Here is a 15369-nt window from a genome sequence, read left to right on the forward strand (position 1 = left end):
GGGTCTGTGCCCGGATGAGGGCTATTTGTAACAGTATGTGTAAAAATGCCCTCAAACAACCTGTCCAGAGCCGTTAGCGAGCTAATGAAAGGCTGGTTCAAGGTTTGTTCAGGTTGGCAGGGGCAGCAGGCAAAAAAGGATTACCCACACGGAAACAATGTATTACCCACGAAAAAGTGGCCTTCGTCACGACCAAGGGGTAATGTTCCCGGCTTGAGCGCAGCACTAGACTGCAACGCGTCATTTAGCCGCAGACGCCAACCCGGCGCGCGGCCTGTTCTATAGGAGTACGCATGGCTGTCTACAACTACGATGTCGTGGTATTGGGGTCCGGTCCCGCCGGCGAAGGCGCAGCAATGAACGCTGCCAAGGCCGGTCGCAAGGTCGCGATGGTCGACAGCCGCCGTCAGGTCGGTGGCAACTGCACCCATCTGGGTACCATCCCTTCCAAGGCACTGCGTCACGCGGTCAAGCAGATCATCCACTTCAACACCAATCCGATGTTTCGCGCCATTGGCGAGCCGCGTTGGTTCTCTTTCCCGGATGTGCTGAAAAGCGCCGAGGTGGTGATTGCCAAGCAAGTGACCTCGCGCACCAGCTACTACGCGCGTAACCGCGTTGACGTGTTCTTCGGCACCGGCAGCTTCTCTGACGAAAACAGCGTCAGCGTGGTCGGCAGCAACGGCGTGGTCGACAAACTGGTCGCCAACCAGATCATCATCGCCACCGGCTCGCGGCCTTATCGCCCGGCTGATATCGATTTCAACCACAAGCGAATTTACGACAGCGACACGATCCTGAGCCTCAGCCATACCCCGCGCAAGCTGATCATTTACGGCGCCGGTGTGATCGGGTGCGAGTACGCCTCGATCTTCAGTGGTCTGGGCGTGCTGGTCGAGCTGGTCGACAACCGCGATCAGTTGCTGAGCTTCCTGGACAAGGAAATCTCCCAGGGCCTGAGTTACCACTTCAGCAACAACAACGTCATGGTTCGTCACAACGAAGAGTACGAGCGCGTTGAAGGCCTGGAGAACGGTGTGGTCCTGCACCTCAAATCCGGCAAGAAGATCAAGGCCGACGCGTTGCTGTGGTGCAACGGACGGACTGGCAACACCGACAAGCTGGGCCTGGAAAACGTCGGCCTGAAAGCCAACGGTCGCGGGCAGATCGAAGTCGATGAAAACTACCGCACCGAGGTCAGCAATATCTATGGCGCCGGTGACGTGATTGGCTGGCCGAGCCTGGCCAGTGCGGCCTATGACCAGGGGCGTTCAGCGGCGGGCAGCCTGGTGGATAACGGCAGTTGGCGCTACGTCAACGACGTGCCTACCGGCATCTACACGATTCCCGAGATCAGTTCGATCGGCAAGACCGAGGCTGAGCTGACCGAAGCCCGGGTGCCGTATGAAGTCGGCAAGGCATTTTTCAAAGGCATGGCCCGTGCGCAGATCTCCGATGAGCGGGTCGGTATGTTGAAGATCCTGTTTCACCGTGAAACCCTTGAGGTGCTGGGCGTGCATTGCTTCGGTGACCAGGCCTCGGAGATCGTTCACATCGGCCAGGCGATCATGAACCAGCCAGGTGAAGCCAATACGCTGAAGTACTTCGTCAATACCACCTTCAACTACCCGACCATGGCCGAAGCCTATCGGGTAGCGGCCTACGACGGTCTCAACCGGCTTTTTTGAGCGGCTCCGGCCGGCGGCCTGAGCCGGCCGGAGAGATCAGCGATTCCCGAGGGTGGCAGTGGCCAAACCGGGAAAGTCTGTGATCAGGCTGTCTACGCCGAAGTCGGCGAGCCGGCGCATCAGCGCCGGTTCGTTGACTGTCCATACCGACACGTGCAACCCCTGGCGCTGAGCCTTGAGCAGGCGTTCCGGGGTGCACAACGTCCAGTTCAGGGCGAGAATCTCACAGCCATAGGCTTGCGCGACTTTCAACGGGTCGAGCCAGGCGTATTCGGCTACCAGCCCACGAGAAATGTCCGGCGTCAGCTCCAGTGCTGCGCGCAGCACTTGCCGTGAGCTGGACGTGATGGTCACCTTGTCGAGCAGCCCGTGGCGCTGCACCAGCTCGCGGATGGCCAGTACCGTATTGGCGGCGCGAACCCTTGATGCGCTTTTGACTTCCAGTTGCCAGTGATCGAAATCGCAGTGTTCGAACAGGGTTTCCAGGCGCGGGATCGGACAGGGGCTGACCCAGCCGGGACCGCCGCGACGAGCGTCGTAGGTCACCAGATCGCTGGCCAAATGTTCATGAACCTTGCCGCGCCGGTCGGTGGTGCGTTTGAGGGTTGGGTCATGGATAACCATCAGTTCGCCGTCGCGAGACAGGTGCAGGTCCAGTTCGCAACGGCGCACGCCGTGCTCCAGGCACTGTTGGAAGCTGGCAAGGGTGTTCTCGGGGGCTTCGCCCTTGGCGCCGCGATGGCCATAAATTAGCGTCACAAATACTCCGTAGCAGCGGCCGGGCAGCGATCCGCTTCAGTCGCGAATAGACAATTGATGGACCCGACGCTCATGCGTCGGGCGCTGTGTTCTGTTCCCGCGCCTGACGTCGCTGCTGGGCCTGGCGTTGCAGCACATGACGGGCGAGCAATTGCCGCTGTGCATCGGGCAGGTCGACAAATTCGGTATCAATTTCGAAGGCGTTATCCGCCTTGGGCACGCAACTCACCACTCGGGCTTCGAGCATCATCCCGGCCGCTTGCGGCATCAGGACCATTTTGATCGAGAGGCGTGAGTCAGGCGTGTAGGACTGGGCTGAACTGAACTGGATCCCGCCTTCAGACAGCAGTACCGGTTGCGGGGTGCCCAGTTCGCCCAGAGCGGTATTGGCCACGACCTGGCCGAGCAGGTCGATGCGCTTGCTCATGGCTTTGAGGAAACCGTTCAACACCCGGTCGCGGTCATCGAGCTGGCGTAGCAGATGCTGGGACTCGAACTCGCTGACATGCAGCTCGCTGAGCAACTGAAACAGCGCGGTAATGCGCGGCATCGTGCAGCTGGCGGCCTCGTCGAGCGGGTTAATTTCCAGTGCGACGCTGTCTTCGATACGGTAGTATTCGCGGCGTCTTTCTTCATCTAATGTCGACATGGCGAACCCGTGCCTGCGGCTGTGGTCAGAGAGTTTCGAGTGTAAGGCCGCACATGGCAGCCCGCCACACGGATGTCCCATTCCTGCGAACAATTCCTTAAATGTTCAGACCTCTTTTTGCTTTTATCGGCACCCGCTACACCCGTGCCAAGCGACGTAATCATTTTGTTTCCTTTATTTCCCTGACGTCGATCATCGGCCTGGCCCTTGGCGTGGTGGTGATGATTGTCGTGCTGTCGGTCATGAACGGTTTCGATCACGAGATGCGTACCCGCGTGTTGGGCATGGTGCCGCATGCCACGGTCGAAGGTGACGAGCCGATCCGCGACTGGCCGCAGCTGGCCGCCAAAGTCAGCGCCAGCCCGGGCGTGCAGGCGGTGGCGCCGTTTACCCAGATGCAGGGCTTGCTCAGCCACGAAGGCATGGTCCAGAAAGTCCTGCTCAATGGTATTGACCCGAGCCAGGAAGACAAGGTTTCGATCATCAGCCAATTCGTTCGTCAGGGCGCGCTCAGCCAGTTGGCGCCGGGTGAGTTCGGCATCATCATCGGCGACCGCGCCGCGAACAAGCTGGGTGTGAGCCTCGGTGACAAGCTGACCTTTGTCGCGCCCGAAGTGGCAGTGACCCCGGCCGGTCTGTTTCCGCGCATGAAGCGCTTTACCGTGGTTGGTATCTTTCATGTCGGTGCCGGCGAGATCGACGGTTTTCTCGGCCTGACCAATATCGAGGACCTGGGTCGCCTGCGCCGTTGGCAGCCCGATCAGGTGCAGGGCCTGCGCCTGAAGTTCGATGACCTGTTCGAGGCACCGCGTGGCGCCTGGCAGATCGCTCAGGACCTTGGCGGCAGCAAGTATTACTCGCGTGACTGGACCCGCACTCACGGCAACCTGTATCAGGCCATCCGCATGGAGAAATCCATGATTGGCTTGCTGCTGTTGCTGATCGTTGCGGTGGCGGCGTTCAACATCATTTCCACACTGGTGATGGTGGTCAACGACAAGAAGGGTGATATCGCGATCCTGCGTACGCTGGGTTCCACGCCGGGGCAGATCATGGCCATCTTCATGGTCCAGGGCACCGTGATCGGCGTGGTCGGCACCCTGATCGGTGCCGGGGTGGGCATTCTGGCTGCGCTCAATGTCAGTGCTGCGATTGCCGGTCTGGAACGCCTGATCGGCCACAAGTTTCTCAATGCGGATGTCTACTTCATCGACTACCTGCCGTCACAAGTGATGGCTCAGGATGTGCTTCAGGTGTGTGGCGCCGCATTGCTCCTGAGTTTCCTCGCCACCCTGTATCCAGCCTGGCGCGCAGCGCGCACCCAGCCGGCAGAGGCGTTACGTTATGAGTGAGTCGGGCATGTCTGAAAAAGCTGTGTTGAGTTGCCGCAACCTGGGTAAGTCCTACGATGAGGGGCCGGAGTCAGTTGTGGTGTTGTCTGGCCTGCAACTGGAACTGTTTCCCGGCGAACGGGTGGCGATCATAGGCAGTTCGGGTTCCGGCAAGAGTACCTTGCTCAACCTGCTGGGCGGTCTCGATACACCGTCGCAGGGCAGTGTCTGGCTGGCCGGTGAAGAGCTGTCTGCGCTGAACGAGAAAGCGCGTGGCCTGCTGCGCAACCGGGCGCTGGGCTTCGTTTATCAGTTTCACCACCTGCTGCCTGAGTTCACCGCGCTGGAGAACGTCTGCATGCCGTTGCTGATCGGCAAAACGCCGATCCCTGAGGCGCGCGATCGGGCCACCGCGTTGCTCAAGCGGGTCGGCCTGAGCCATCGTCTGGCGCACAAGCCCGCCGAGCTGTCTGGCGGTGAGCGTCAGCGCGTGGCGATTGCCAGGGCACTGGTCAACGAGCCAGGTCTGGTGATGCTCGACGAGCCGACCGGCAACCTCGACCATCACACGGGGCAGGGGATTCAGGACCTGATGCGCGAGCTGAGCACCGCGTCGCGCACCGCGTTTCTGGTGGTGACCCATGACTTGAATCTGGCCAGGCAGATGGACCGTGTCCTGCGCCTGGAAGACGGCCGGCTGGTCGCCGACTGATTCAGCCGGCCCGCTACCTCCTGAGGTGGCGGGTCGATTCTTTGCCTGGCGTGGTGAGTCACAAGTTCGCGTGATAAATGGCGAGTGATTTTTGCAGCCAGGCAAGGCGCCGCGACGAGCCATAGCAGGGCTATGGCGAGGAGTGGCAACGCTGCATGGCAGTGCAAGGCACCGCCAGTATTGTGCAGTTAACTTGTGATTCACCACGCTAGGTGCCCTGCGAATGTTCAGACCCTTATCCATCTTCATCGGCGCGCGCTACACCCGGGCCAAGCGTCGCAAAAGTTTTATCTCGTTCATTTCCATGACCTCGATGATTGGCCTGGCCCTCGGTGTGCTGGCGATGATCGTTGTGTTGTCCGTGATGAACGGCTTTCAGCGGGAAATGAGCTCGCGCATCCTCGGCATGGTGCCGCACGCTTCGATTCTCGGGGTCAAGCCGCTGGACGACTGGCAGCAGGTTGCCGATGCAGCGCTGCGCAATCCTGAGGTGGTGGCGGCTGCGCCGTTGACCGAAATGGAAGGCATGCTGTCGTACCGTGGCGCCATGCAGCCGATTCAGGTCAGCGGCATCGATCCGGCGCGTGAGCATGAAGTCTCGATTGTGACCCGGCACATCACCCGTGGCAGCCTGCAAGACCTCAAACCCGGCGAGTTCGGGGTGGTACTGGGCGAGATCACGGCGCGGCGTTTTCGCTTGAATGTGGGCGATGCGCTGACCTTGATTGTGCCGGAAATCAGCAATGCGCCTGGCGGCATCACGCCGCGTCTGCAGCGTCTGACCGTGGTGGGGCTGTTCAAGGTCGGTGCCGAGCTGGATGGCTCGATGGCGTTGATGAATATTGCCGATGCCGGGCAGATGCAACGCTGGCAGCCTGGTCAGGTGCAGGGGGTGCGTCTGGCGCTCAAGGATCTGTACAAGGCGCCAGAGGTGTCCAGGTCGATTGCCGGCGGGCTCGGCAGTGCCTATCGCGCCGATGACTGGAGCCACACCCAGGGCAGTCTGTTCAGCGCCATGAAGATGGAAAAGACCATGATTGGCCTGCTGCTTCTGATGATCGTTGCGGTGGCGGCGTTCAACATCATTGCCACGCTGATCATGGTGGTCAACGACAAGGGCGCCGATATCGCGATCCTGCGCACCCTGGGTGCGACGCCGCGGCAGATCATGGGGATCTTCATCATTCAGGGCTCCCTGATCGGTGTGGTGGGTACCCTGATCGGCGGCGTGCTGGGGGTGATCGCAGCGCTGAATGTCAGTGCGCTGGTCGGCTGGCTGGAGCGGGTTACCGGCCAGCATGTGTTCAGCGCTGATGTGTATTTCATCAGCAACCTGCCGTCCGAGTTGCAGGCTGCTGACGTGCTGCTGATTTGCAGCGCCGGCTTCATTCTCAGTTTTCTGGCCACCATCTACCCGGCCTGGCGTGCCGCCAAGGTCGAGCCGGCGACTGCCCTGCGCTACGAATAAGCTGGCAGGCGGATCACGAAGCGGGTCAGCCCGCCTTGTGACTGGCACTCGATCGTCCCGCCATGGGCGTGGATGATCGAGCGGCAGATCGCCAATCCCAGCCCTGCATGCTCGTGACGGTCGGCCCGCGAAGTATCGGCGCGATAGAAACGATCAAACAGGCGCGCCACGACGTGGGGCGGGATGTCCGCCCCGGGATTCTCTACGGTCAGCATCGCGCCTGCGGCGCTGTCTTGCAGTATTACGGCAATCTGGCCGCCGCTTGGGGTAAAGCGCAGGGCATTGCTCAGCAAGTTGGACAGCACCCGGCGTAACAGGGCGCGATCACCACGCGACACTGCCTGACCCACGCGGTGCAGCTCGATGCCGGCATCCTCGGCCAGCGGTGCAAGGTACTCCAGCACCGCATCGGCTTCATCTTCCAGGCGCAGTTCATCCTGCGCCGGGGCCAGCAAGCCTTGTTCGGTTTTGGCCAGCAACAGCATGTCATTGACCATCTGCGCCAGGCTTTGCAGCTCTTCCAGATTGCCGAGCAACGTTTCGCGGTAGTGTTCGGGCGTTCGCTGCCGGGTCAGGGTCACCTGGGTCTGGGTCAGCAGGTTGGACAGCGGCGTGCGTAACTCATGGGCAATGTCGGCACTGAACGCCGAGAGTCGCTGAAAGCTGTCTTCCAGGCGGGTGAGCATGGCGTTGAAGGTGCGGGTAAGTTCGGCCAGCTCGGCTGGCATCCGGGCGTCGGGCAGGCGAGTGGTCAACGAGCTGGCCGAGACCCCGGCCGCCACTGCGCTCATGCGCTGCAGCGGCCGCAAACCGCTGCGCGCCGCCCAGGCGCCGAGCAGTGCGGTGGCCAGGGCGCAGAGCCCCACGGTCAGCCAGATCAGGTGCTGCATGCGCTGTAGAAAGTGCTGATGGTGAGTGATGTCCAGCACCAGCGTCAGGCGCGGCGAGCCGGGCTGCGCCGGGTCCAGCGGTGCCGTGAAGACCCGATAGTCGCCCAGAGTCTCGCTCAGGGTATGCAGGCCAGTGCTGGACGGCAGCGAGAGTTGCGAGGGGGTGTTATCGAACCAGATATGACCCTGGGCGTCGCTGATGCGCAGCATCAGATCGGCATGGCTGGTCAATTGCGTTTGATGCGTTGCCAGCGCCGCAGGATCCTTTACGTCTTGCAACGCAGCCCGCAGGCTGGCCAGCCGACTGTCGAACAATTGCTGATCCAGTTCCACGAAGTGACTGGCACTGGTCTGGCTGAACAGCGCCCCGGCAATCAGTGACACCAGCGCTGTGCAGCCCGCGAACAGCAGCGCCAGGCGGCTGCGCAACGACAGTCTTGCCAGCCTGCTCACGGCGCCTGCTCCTGCAGTACGTAGCCCATGCCGCGCACGGTGTGGATCAGCTTGTGGTCGAAGTCGTCATCGACCTTCATGCGCAGGCGGCGCACCGCCACTTCGATGACATTGGTGTCGCTGTCGAAGTGCATGTCCCAGACCTGGGCAGCAATCAGCGACTTGGGCAGCACTTCGCCCTGGCGGCGCAACAGCAGTTCCAGCAGGGCGAATTCTTTGGTGGTCAGGTCCAGGCGTTGCCCCTCGCGCTCAACCTTGCGCTGCAACAGGTCCAGACGCAGCTCGCCAAGCTGCAGGCAGGTCTCCTGAGGCGGCGCCCGACGCAGCAAGGTGCGGACCCTGGCGAGCAACTCGGAAAATGCGAACGGCTTGACCAGATAATCATCGGCGCCCAGCTCCAGGCCGCGGACCCGATCTTCGATGGCATCGCGGGCCGTGAGAAACAACACCGGGGTCTGTAGCCCGTTGGCGCGCAGTTGCTCAAGAATCTGCCAGCCATCGACGCCGGGTAGCATCACATCGAGAATCAGTAGCGCATGTTCGCCGCTCAGTGCGCGGTGCAGGCCACTGTGGCCGTCATTGGCCAGCTCGCTGTCGAAGCCGGCTTCGTTGAGCCCCTGGCGCAGGGATTGGCCGGTGCGGGCCTGGTCTTCGACGATCAGTAATTTCATCTGCCGATCACTGCTTGCTTAAAACAGGCTTTATACCGTGTCAGGCGGGCCAGCGGTGCAAGCTTACTGTGTTGTAATCCGCCGCATGGCCGCACGGGCTGAACGCTGCCGGCAAAACAGGTAGACTTGCCGGGTTATTTTCCGAGATTCCTATACCGCCATGCATCCTGCCGCCGAACACTCGCCCCTGGGCAAGTCCAGTGAGTACGTCTCTAGCTACACGCCTGAGTTGCTGTTTCCGATTCCGCGCGCCGCGAAATGGGCCGAATTGGGCCTGAGCGCCGAGACACTGCCGTATCAGGGCGTCGATGTGTGGAACTGTTATGAGCTGTCCTGGCTGCTGCCGTCGGGCAAGCCGGTGGTGGCGATTGCCGAGTTCAGCGTGCCGGCCGACTCGCCGAATATTATCGAGTCCAAGTCGTTCAAGCTGTACCTCAACTCCCTGAATCAGACCGTATTCACCAGCCGTGAAGCCTTGCACGAAGTGTTGGTCAGCGACCTGTCGGCAGCGGCCGGCAAACCGGTTGGCGTGCGTATCAGCAGCCTGGACGAGATCACTGCACAGGGTGTGGCGGCCTTGCCTGGCGAGTGCATCGATGAGCTGGATATCGAAGTCAGCAGCTATGATCATCCGCGTCCCGAGTTGTTGCGCTGTGACCCGGCCCAGGTGGTCGAGCAGAGCCTTTACAGTCACCTGCTCAAATCCAATTGCCCGGTGACCAGTCAGCCGGACTGGGGCACGGTGGTGGTGGAGTATCGCGGCGCGCAACTGGACCCGGCCAGCCTGCTGGCGTACATCGTCAGCTTCCGCCAGCATTCGGATTTCCATGAGCAGTGCGTCGAGCGCATCTTTCTCGATCTTCAGCGCTTGCTCAAGCCGGAAACACTCACTGTGTATGCGCGTTATGTACGCCGTGGCGGGCTGGACATCAATCCGTACCGCAGCACCCATGCCTTGCCGATCAGCAACGAGCGTCTGGCACGTCAGTGAAATGTTTTGCAATGAAAAAGCCCGTCAAATGACGGGCTTTTTTATGAAGGATGTCAGATGCCGATATTGCCCAAGGTCACGACGATATTACGCAGCGTGCCGGCGATACCCGGATGTTCCAGTTCGAAGCGCTCGACCGCCAGGTTGACGCCATCCACCAGGCTGGTGTCTTGCGTGTGAGTGGCGTCTTCCAGTTCGATCTTGCTTTTGATCTGTTGCATCAGTTCATGCAGCTCAACACGCTCGGTTTCCGACAGCGGCGGGTTCTGTTCCAGTTGCTCATGCAGGGCATTGAGTTGTTCTTGCAGTTCGCGGGCGGGCATGGCGTGCTCCTTCTTCGATAAGCCTCACTCATGGACCCTTGGTGCAGGCGAAAGGTCCCTGTTGCCAGTAAGCCTAATCCAGATCGGAGTGCTTTGCCGCTGACCGGCGTCAGGGTTTTTCGCCCTTGCTGCGGCGCAGCACGATATCGGCCAGACACGACTCCAGATCGCCCAAGTGATCGATCACCGAGTGGGCGCCCAGGCTGTACAGGTGCAGCGTGGCCTGGGCACGCTGACGCTCGCGCTGGTCGTGATCCAGTGCCTGCCATTGCTCGGCGCTCAGGCCGCACAGTGAACCGCAGGAGGCCAGGCCGATGGTCCATAGCCCGGCGTTCAGGCCTGATTGCAACAGCTGTGGATTACCGCTGACCAGCACGCAGCCGTCGAGCTGGCTGACCTTCAGGGTCATCAGGGCCAGCCAGCAGGCATCCGGCGCCGGCCACTGCACCGGGCTGCGCGGGGTGGCGCAGATCAAGTCGCCCAGCGGGCTTGAAAGGCTCAGGCTCAGCGGGTCGGGCAGATCGTCCAGCCAGGCGCAGGGAATGCCTTGCTGGCGCAGGCTGTGCAGGCTTTCCAGTGCGCCGGGCGTGAGTTGCGCGTGGCTGTCGAGAGCGGCCTCGCTTTGGCTGTCCATTTTGCTGGCAGCTTGCCCGCCAAAATCCACCAGGCAGCCACTGAGGCCGAACAGCAGGGCGGAAAAAGCCGGCATGGGCGTGTCGACCGGTGCAAGCATGGCGGGATTCTCCGAAATAGCCTGCACGCTACCGGAGCTCGATGACAGAAATATGAATGCGCGGTGACCGTCAGCGATGCTGGCGCGCGTATGCAAGTCTGCCTGATTGGTCACGAAGGCTTTATACTGCCTGCCTTTGCCCGCCGTTGTGGCCGGGTCATCACCTCTGACAGGAGTTTGCGTTATGCCCCAATCGCGTAACGGCTTTATCCAGCGACTGGCCCGTCTGTCTCTGTGCGCCGGCGTCGCTATGGTCCCGATGGCTGTCCAGGCCGCCGAGGATGACCCTTGGGAAAGCATCAACCGGCCGATCTTTCGCTTCAACGACCTGGTTGATACCTACACCCTCAAGCCGATCGCTCAGGGCTATCAGTTCATCGCGCCACAGTTCGTGGAAGATGGCGTGCATAACTTCTTCAACAACATCGGTGATGTCGGCAACCTGGCCAACAACGTGCTGCAGGCCAAGCCTCACGCTGCCGGGGTCGACACCGCGCGGCTGATCGTCAACACCACGTTCGGCCTGCTGGGGTTCGTCGATGTCGGCACGCGCATGGGCCTGCAACGCAGCGACGAAGATTTCGGCCAGACCCTGGGTTACTGGGGCGTAGGCAGCGGTCCCTACGTTGTACTGCCGCTGTTCGGCCCCAGCACTGTGCGCGATACCTTTGCCAAATACCCGGACAGCTACACCACGCCGTGGCGTTACATCGATCACGTGCCGACCCGTAATTCGGCATTGGGTGTGAACCTGATCGATACCCGCGCCAGCCTGCTGTCGGCCGAGCGTCTGGTGACCGGCGACAAGTACACCTTTATTCGTAACGCCTACCTGCAAAACCGCGAATTCAAGGTCAAGGACGGTCAGGTCGAAGACGACTTCTGATTGTTGCCGACAATCCGCTGTCAGCTTTCGGCGAAGGTCTTCAGTGCCTCGCCTTCCATTCGGTAGCGCACCCACTCGGTCTGTGGGCGCGCACCGATTGATTCATAAAAGCGAATGGCCGGTTCATTCCAGTCCAGCACGCTCCACTCGAATCTGCCGCACGCTTTGGCACAGGCCTCACGGGCCAGGTGTTTGAGCATCAGCTTGCCGGCGCCGGTGCCGCGGTGTTCGGGGCTGATGTAAAGGTCTTCCAGGTACAGTCCATTACGGCCCTGCCAGGTCGAGTAGTTGAAAAAGTACACCGCGAATCCGATGGGCTGCTCGTCGCGGCAGCAGATCAGGGCATGGCTGGTGGCCTGTTCGACAAACAGCGTGCGCTCGATGTCAGCAACACTGGCCAGCACCTGGTGACGGGCTTTTTCGTAATCGGCCAGTTCGGTGATGAAGGCCAGGATCTGTGCGGCGTCTTCGCGGCGGGCTGGGCGGATATTCAGGTTCATGCTGGCGGCTCGGTGGTTGGAATGTGCAGCAGACTAAATCAGTCAGTAAGATGCATGTAGTGCAATTTATTCAGGGTTGAGTGAGCGCTATGCATTCTGTGTTGAGCCGACTGGATTTGAACCTGCTACGCATCTTCGATGCCCTGTACCGCCACGCCACAGTGGCCGCTGCGGCGCAGGAAGTCTCGCTCAGTGCATCGGCGTTCAGTCACGCTCTGGCGCGGCTGCGCGAGGCACTGGGCGATGAATTGTTCATTCGTCAGGGTAATCGCATGCGCCCTACGCAGCGGGCTGAACAGCTTGCCAGCGTCGTTGCGCTGAGCCTGGCCACGTTAAACGATGAGCTCGAACAGTGGGCGCCGTTCGAGCCGCTGACCAGCGAGCGGGTGTTTACCTTTGCCGCCACCGACTACACCGCCTTGCAACTGTTGCCTGGGTTGCTGGCGCGGCTGCAGCACTGCGCGCCACGCTTGCGGCTCAAGGTTGTGCACGCCGAGCGCAAGATCTGCATCGAAGACCTGGCGTGTGGGCGGATCGATTTCGCCCTTGGTTATGGCGAGGAGCGTGACAGCCTGCCGCCGGGTATCGACTGCGAAGACTGGTCGAGCGGGGAGTACGTGGTGATCGCCCGGCGCGGCCATCCGAGGATCGATAACAGCCTGGACCTGGCGACGTATCTGGCCGAGCGGCATGTGGTAGTGACGCCGTGGGGCGAGAGCTGCGGGGTGGTGGATCTGGTTCTGCAAGGTATGGGCTTGCAGCGCGATGTGGCCTTGCAGATTCCGGCGGTGCTGGTCGGGCCGTTCATCATCGGCGGCAGCGATCTGATCATGACCCTGGCCGGGCACGCCGCGCGCCAACTCGCGCCGGCGGCAGATATCGTGCAGTTTGCGCCACCGTTTCCGATCAAACCCTACGTGCTGCGGCTCTACAGCCACCGCAAGTATGCGCGTAGTGACGCCCATGCCTGGATGGCGGGTCAGTTACGCACATTGTTTGCCGGGCTGCCGCCCGCTTGAGCGCGTGTTCAGCTCATGGAAATGATCGACAGCCCGAGCTTCTGACCGCCATCGTCCTGGTCGGCCAGCCAGACCACTTCGGTTTCAGCTTCCAGGCCTTTGAGGGCAGGGTGGTCAGAGTCGATCCGCACTTTCAACCGGTCACCGACCTGGAACGTGCGGGGCGCCTGTACCTGCATGCCACTGCTGGACAGGTCCAGGCATACGGCTGGAATGATCTGCCCGGCATGGATGATGCTGACGTCGGCATCGACGCGCATACGGATGAAATCCCGCTTTTCGGCATATCCCTGATCGATACGGCTCATGGTTTGTCCTAAGTTTTGGTTGCTGAACTAAGCGTTCTTATAACTCCCGGCGATTTGTGATGTAAAGACGTAAATCAAGCGTGGAAGTTCGCTTGAAACGCCCGGCGGATGGGAGTACCGTCTGCGCCTTGAAGGGCACCTCTGAAGCGGCGGCGTATTGTCGTCCAGAGTGGCTAGAAAGCGAATCCAGTAAGCAGCACCGGCATGTACCGGGCCGCCTACCTCAACCTGATCTGGCGCCGTTTGCCCACATGCCTAAAACCAGTGCAACGCTGCTGATTATCGATGACGACGAGGTCGTGCGTGCGAGTATCGCCGCCTACCTGGAAGACAGTGGTTTCAATGTCCTGCAGGCCATCAATGGCCAGCAGGGTGTCGAGATTTTCGAGCAGGAAAACCCCGACCTGATCATTTGCGATCTGCGCATGCCCCAGATGGGCGGCCTCGAGCTGATCCGCAAGGTCACTGCTAGCTCGCCACAAATGCCGGTGATCGTGGTCTCTGGTGCCGGTGTCATGAGCGACGCCGTCGAGGCCTTGCGCCTGGGCGCTGCCGATTACCTGATCAAACCCCTCGAAGACCTCGCAGTGCTTGAGCACTCGGTGCATCGCGCCCTGGATCGCGCGCGCCTCGAGCAGGAAAACCGGCTCTACCGGGAAAAGCTCGAAACCGCCAATCGCGAGCTTGAAGCGAGCCTGCACCTGTTGCAGGAAGATCAGGATGCCGGTCGGCAAGTGCAGATGAACATGCTGCCAACCAGCCCCTGGTCCACTGAGCAGTTCAGCTTCGCCCATCAGATCATTCCGTCCCTGTATCTGTCGGGTGACTTCGTTGACTATTTTCGGGTCGACGAGCGCCGTGTGGCGTTCTATCTGGCGGACGTCTCGGGTCATGGCGCGTCATCGGCGTTCATTACCGTGCTGCTGAAGTTCATGACCACGCGGTTGCTGTTCGAGTCCAAGCGGGGGGGGACGCTGCCTGAGTTCAAGCCTTCCGATGTGCTGGGCCATATCAATCGCGGGCTGATCAGCTGCAAGCTGGGCAAACACGTGACCATGGTGGGCGGGGTGATTGATGAGCAGGCGGGCACGCTGACCTATTCGGTGGGCGGTCATTTACCGCTGCCGGTATTGTTCAGCGAAGGTCAGGGCCGTTATCTTGAGGGCCGCGGCCTGCCGGTAGGGTTGTTTCAGGAAGCCACCTATCAGGATCACGTCCTGGAGTTACCCGAGGCGTTCAGCCTGACCCTGTTGTCTGATGGCATACTGGATCTGCTGCCCGGTGATACACTCAAGGAGAAAGAAGCTGCCTTGCCAGAGTTGGTCAAGACGGCGGGCGGCAGCCTGGATGGTCTGCGTCAGGTTTTCGAATTGGCTACGCTAGGGGAGATGCCGGATGATATCGCCTTGTTAGTGTTGAGCAGGAATCTTTGATGAGTACCGGTAGAATCCAGTTCGCCGAGCAAGAAGGCACCTTCGTTCTCAAGTTCGTCGGTGAAGTACGTCTGACCTTGTGCTCGGCCTTGGATGCGACGATCGAGCGGATCTTCACCGCGCTGAATTTCTCGGCCATCGTGATCGATCTGACCGAAACGCGCAGCATTGACAGCACCACATTGGGCCTGCTGGCCAAACTCTCGATATTGTCGCGGCAGAAGGTCGGGCTATTGCCAACCCTGGTGACCACCCACGAAGACATCACCCGGCTGCTGCAGTCGATGGGCTTCGATCAGGTGTTCAATATCGTCGATCACCCGGTCCCGTGCCCGGAGTGCCTGACTGACTTGCCCTCCCAGGATCAGGGTGAGGAAGTGGTCAAGGCCAAAGTGCTGGAAGCGCACAAGATTCTGATGGGGCTCAACGAGTCCAATCGTGAAGCGTTTCACGACCTGGTCAATGCCCTGGAGGGGCAGCGCTAGTTTTTGGCGGGCGTTAGCTGACGTCAGCAAAGAAGGGGCGATACCTGCGCAGGTATCGCCCTTTTTTGTA

General features: G+C 60.8%; 17 protein-coding genes. 9 read left to right on the top strand and 8 right to left on the bottom strand.

Annotated elements, in window-relative coordinates; translation table 11 throughout:
• The first annotated feature begins 293 nt into the window (after window positions 1–293).
• A complete protein-coding gene (gene sthA, locus NRB16_RS24020; protein WP_045490016.1) occupies window positions 294–1688 on the top strand; it encodes a Si-specific NAD(P)(+) transhydrogenase in 1395 nt (464 codons plus the stop codon).
• Window positions 1689–1724: 36 nt separating this feature from the next.
• Here sthA and NRB16_RS24025 read toward each other — a convergent pair whose 3' ends face one another.
• Complete coding sequence (locus tag NRB16_RS24025; protein ID WP_253140344.1) at window positions 1725–2447, bottom strand: glycerophosphodiester phosphodiesterase; 723 nt, start codon at window positions 2445–2447, stop codon at window positions 1725–1727.
• A gap of 70 nt (window positions 2448–2517) precedes the next feature.
• A complete protein-coding gene (locus NRB16_RS24030) occupies window positions 2518–3096 on the bottom strand; it encodes a PilZ domain-containing protein (RefSeq protein ID WP_257107091.1) in 579 nt (192 codons plus the stop codon).
• Between the two features lie 101 nt (window positions 3097–3197).
• On the opposite strand from NRB16_RS24030, the gene NRB16_RS24035 reads away from it, so the two are divergent.
• The 3 genes from NRB16_RS24035 (at window position 3198) to NRB16_RS24045 (ending at window position 6607) form a co-directional block, all read left to right on the top strand.
• Window positions 3198–4448 (top strand): lipoprotein-releasing ABC transporter permease subunit, encoded by a 1251-nt coding sequence (locus tag NRB16_RS24035; protein WP_045490019.1) that lies wholly within the window; start codon window positions 3198–3200, stop codon window positions 4446–4448.
• A gap of 7 nt (window positions 4449–4455) precedes the next feature.
• Window positions 4456–5139, top strand: coding sequence for a lipoprotein-releasing ABC transporter ATP-binding protein LolD (lolD, locus tag NRB16_RS24040; RefSeq protein ID WP_173426691.1), 684 nt, complete (start codon window positions 4456–4458; stop codon window positions 5137–5139).
• Between the two features lie 223 nt (window positions 5140–5362).
• On the top strand, window positions 5363–6607 hold the full coding sequence (locus NRB16_RS24045) for a lipoprotein-releasing ABC transporter permease subunit (RefSeq protein WP_045490021.1): 1245 nt from the start codon (window positions 5363–5365) through the stop codon (window positions 6605–6607).
• On the opposite strand, the gene NRB16_RS24050 is transcribed toward NRB16_RS24045, so the two are convergent.
• Window positions 6598–7941, bottom strand: a complete 1344-nt coding sequence (locus NRB16_RS24050; RefSeq protein WP_257107103.1) for a heavy metal sensor histidine kinase — start codon at window positions 7939–7941, stop codon at window positions 6598–6600. The two genes, NRB16_RS24045 and NRB16_RS24050, sit on opposite strands and share 10 nt — an antisense overlap.
• A gap of 5 nt (window positions 7942–7946) precedes the next feature.
• Complete coding sequence (locus NRB16_RS24055) at window positions 7947–8621, bottom strand: heavy metal response regulator transcription factor (protein WP_045490022.1); 675 nt, start codon at window positions 8619–8621, stop codon at window positions 7947–7949.
• A 160-nt stretch (window positions 8622–8781) separates the two neighbouring features.
• Here NRB16_RS24055 and queF point away from each other — a divergent pair, with 160 nt between their 5' ends.
• Complete coding sequence (gene queF / locus NRB16_RS24060; RefSeq protein WP_257107092.1) at window positions 8782–9612, top strand: NADPH-dependent 7-cyano-7-deazaguanine reductase QueF; 831 nt, start codon at window positions 8782–8784, stop codon at window positions 9610–9612.
• A 53-nt stretch (window positions 9613–9665) separates the two neighbouring features.
• Here queF and NRB16_RS24065 read toward each other — a convergent pair whose 3' ends face one another.
• Entirely contained in the window at window positions 9666–9935 is a 270-nt protein-coding gene (locus tag NRB16_RS24065; RefSeq protein ID WP_045490025.1) for a DUF4404 family protein, read from the bottom strand.
• Window positions 9936–10044: 109 nt separating this feature from the next.
• Window positions 10045–10668, bottom strand: a complete 624-nt coding sequence (locus NRB16_RS24070; RefSeq protein WP_045490027.1) for a phosphatase — start codon at window positions 10666–10668, stop codon at window positions 10045–10047.
• A gap of 184 nt (window positions 10669–10852) precedes the next feature.
• Here NRB16_RS24070 and NRB16_RS24075 point away from each other — a divergent pair, with 184 nt between their 5' ends.
• On the top strand, window positions 10853–11554 hold the full coding sequence (locus NRB16_RS24075; RefSeq protein ID WP_253110397.1) for a VacJ family lipoprotein: 702 nt from the start codon (window positions 10853–10855) through the stop codon (window positions 11552–11554).
• A 20-nt stretch (window positions 11555–11574) separates the two neighbouring features.
• Here the strand turns inward: NRB16_RS24075 and NRB16_RS24080 are convergent, their stop codons facing one another.
• Window positions 11575–12054, bottom strand: a complete 480-nt coding sequence (locus NRB16_RS24080) for a GNAT family N-acetyltransferase (RefSeq protein ID WP_257107093.1) — start codon at window positions 12052–12054, stop codon at window positions 11575–11577.
• An 89-nt stretch (window positions 12055–12143) separates the two neighbouring features.
• Between NRB16_RS24080 and NRB16_RS24085 the strand changes: the two genes are divergently transcribed.
• A complete protein-coding gene (locus tag NRB16_RS24085; RefSeq protein ID WP_257107094.1) occupies window positions 12144–13073 on the top strand; it encodes a LysR family transcriptional regulator in 930 nt (309 codons plus the stop codon).
• A gap of 8 nt (window positions 13074–13081) precedes the next feature.
• Here the strand turns inward: NRB16_RS24085 and NRB16_RS24090 are convergent, their stop codons facing one another.
• Entirely contained in the window at window positions 13082–13381 is a 300-nt protein-coding gene (locus NRB16_RS24090; protein WP_045490035.1) for a PilZ domain-containing protein, read from the bottom strand.
• 251 nt (window positions 13382–13632) lie between these two features.
• On the opposite strand from NRB16_RS24090, the gene rssB reads away from it, so the two are divergent.
• Complete coding sequence (gene rssB, locus NRB16_RS24095; protein ID WP_045490037.1) at window positions 13633–14814, top strand: two-component system response regulator RssB; 1182 nt, start codon at window positions 13633–13635, stop codon at window positions 14812–14814.
• Window positions 14814–15299: an anti-sigma factor antagonist RssC gene (gene rssC, locus NRB16_RS24100; protein ID WP_045490038.1), complete on the top strand. Its 486-nt coding sequence runs from the start codon at window positions 14814–14816 to the stop codon at window positions 15297–15299. Before rssB ends, rssC begins: the two co-directional genes overlap by 1 nt.
• Window positions 15300–15369: the final 70 nt, after the last annotated feature.

The organism is Pseudomonas sp. LJDD11 (assembly GCF_024584215.1).
Lineage (GTDB): Bacteria > Pseudomonadota > Gammaproteobacteria > Pseudomonadales > Pseudomonadaceae > Aquipseudomonas.